This window comes from Streptomyces niveiscabiei (assembly GCF_001419795.1).
GTDB lineage: Bacteria > Actinomycetota > Actinomycetes > Streptomycetales > Streptomycetaceae > Streptomyces > Streptomyces niveiscabiei.
This window is the reverse complement of the sequence record NZ_LIRL01000599.1, coordinates 1-1806: the sequence shown is the minus strand read 5'-3', so window position 1 is coordinate 1806 and position 1806 is coordinate 1. Positions and strand designations below refer to the sequence as shown.

Annotated in this window: 3 protein-coding genes; 2 read left to right on the top strand and 1 reads right to left on the bottom strand. The window is 70.4% G+C overall.

The window, feature by feature from the left end:
• Window positions 1-585, top strand: a 585-nt coding sequence (locus AOK24_RS27525; protein ID WP_338060954.1) for a hypothetical protein, incomplete at its 5' end; no start/stop codon positions are given.
• Between the two features lie 77 nt (window positions 586-662).
• Here AOK24_RS27525 and AOK24_RS27520 read toward each other — a convergent pair.
• Window positions 663-881, bottom strand: coding sequence for a hypothetical protein (locus tag AOK24_RS27520; protein WP_055722750.1), 219 nt, complete (start codon window positions 879-881; stop codon window positions 663-665).
• 93 nt (window positions 882-974) lie between these two features.
• Between AOK24_RS27520 and AOK24_RS27515 the strand changes: the two genes are divergently transcribed.
• The gene (locus AOK24_RS27515) at window positions 975-1742 is read left to right on the top strand and encodes a hypothetical protein (protein WP_055722749.1); all 768 of its coding nucleotides are present in this window, start codon (window positions 975-977) and stop codon (window positions 1740-1742) included.
• The last annotated feature ends 64 nt before the right edge of the window (window positions 1743-1806 follow it).

Below are 1806 nucleotides of genomic sequence, written 5' to 3'. Positions count from 1 at the left end.
AGCCCGCTCTGCTCCCCCGCCCCCTGCGCCCTCCCCGCCGTTGTGGCGGGGAGGGCGCTCCCGTCCTGCCCCGAAACGGAGAACCTCATGGACTTCCGCCCCACCGCTGGCCGCCCGATGTCCGACTCCGAGGCCGCCGCCGAAGCCAAGCGGATCATCGAAACGGAGTTCCAGCCCGAGCAGCCGGTACGGCACTTCCCGACGTCGTTCCGCGACGACTCCCCGCTGCCCGCCTACGGCGACGCCCCGCCCGTGAAGCAGGACGACAAACGGATCGTGCCCGCCTGGGCGGCCGGGATCGCGGTCGCGAGCGTCGGCGTCGGCGCCGGCGTCACCGGCATCGGCTGCGGCGCCTGGCTGGTCCTCAAAGGGCTCGCCTCGGTCACGCTCAACGGCGTGCTCATGGTGACCCTGCCGTTCGCAGGCGCCGCCATGGTTGTCACCGCAATCGGCGGTGTGATCAGCAAGGTGCGCTCCGCCGTCACCAAGAACGTGTACGAGGGCCCGGTCGTGCAGAACACGCAGATCAACAACACCAGCCACCAGCGCGGGATGTTCTCCCGCACCCGCAACGACGTCCGCTGAACTCCGGGCGCCCTGCCTCGTATCCGACTCCCGCCGCGTGCGGGCTCGGGTGCGGGACAGGCCGTCCGGCCTCGCGATCACTCGTAGTCGATCCAGATCCGGCCAGCGTCATCGACCTCGGCACCCCGGATCTGCCCGTCCACGATCGCGCCGTTGATGACCACCTCGACGTCGTAGTCCACGTCGATCCACAGCACGCCGTCGTCGTCCGTGAACGCGGGCCAGATCTGCCCGTCCGTGTCCACGACTTCCTCGAAGACGACTTCCTCCGGCTCATCGCGGGTGAACCACCCCATCGCAGCCGCCTCCCTTCTCCCGGACCCCGTCGCTCACAGCTTGGCCTACTCGCACGCTCCGTGAACACCGCATCGACAACAAGGAGTTGCCCCGTGCAGTCCAACGACAACACCCGCCAGGACCGCCAGGAGCTCACCTACCTCCCTGTGCACGTCCCGGCGCCCGCCAAGGAGCAGCGGTTCGCCGCGCTGCGCACCTGGTGGAAGAAGACGTGGGAAAAGGCGTGGGAAGAGGACGGCGTCCTGTACGTGATGTGGGAGGACATCCTCAGCGCCCCCGACGACGGCTTCCGCCACATGGCGCCCTGGCTGCGCACCGTCCTCGCGGTCGCCGGGATCTCCTTCGTCGTGCTGCTGGCCAAGGCCGCCGGCGAAGTCGTCCTCCAGGCCCTGCAGCAGCTGCTCACCGCCGTGCCCAAGGTGCAGGTCGGCGTCGACACCTCCAGTGGCGTGTTCGCCGTCGTCGACCAGCCGGTGCGCACGTACATCGCGCAGCACTCCGCCGGCCTGCCTGTCGCGGCCTCCACCGTCTACACACTGTGGCTGCTCACCGGCATCGTCGCCCTGGTCCTCGGCTGCCTGTCCAAGAACAACGGCGTGCGCGCAACGTGGGCCGGGCACGGCGCGGCCACCGTGTGGATGGTCTGGACGGCTACCCCGGACACCAGCCGCCCCGTCGCCGTCGGGCTCGCTGTCCTCGCCTGGACGTTCCTCTCCGCGTTCGCGATGCGCGGCCTGACCCTGCGCCGCGCTGTCCGCCCGGTGGAGGTCAACGTCCGTCCCGAGATCTACGTCCCGGTGCAGCCCCCGGCCCCGGCTGCCGAACAGCACCCGCACAGCAACTGCCCGTTCCGGGACTGACCTCCGGTCGCTCCGCCTGGTCCTCGCCCACCCGCTCCGGCTCGGTGGGCGAGGACCAGGCGGA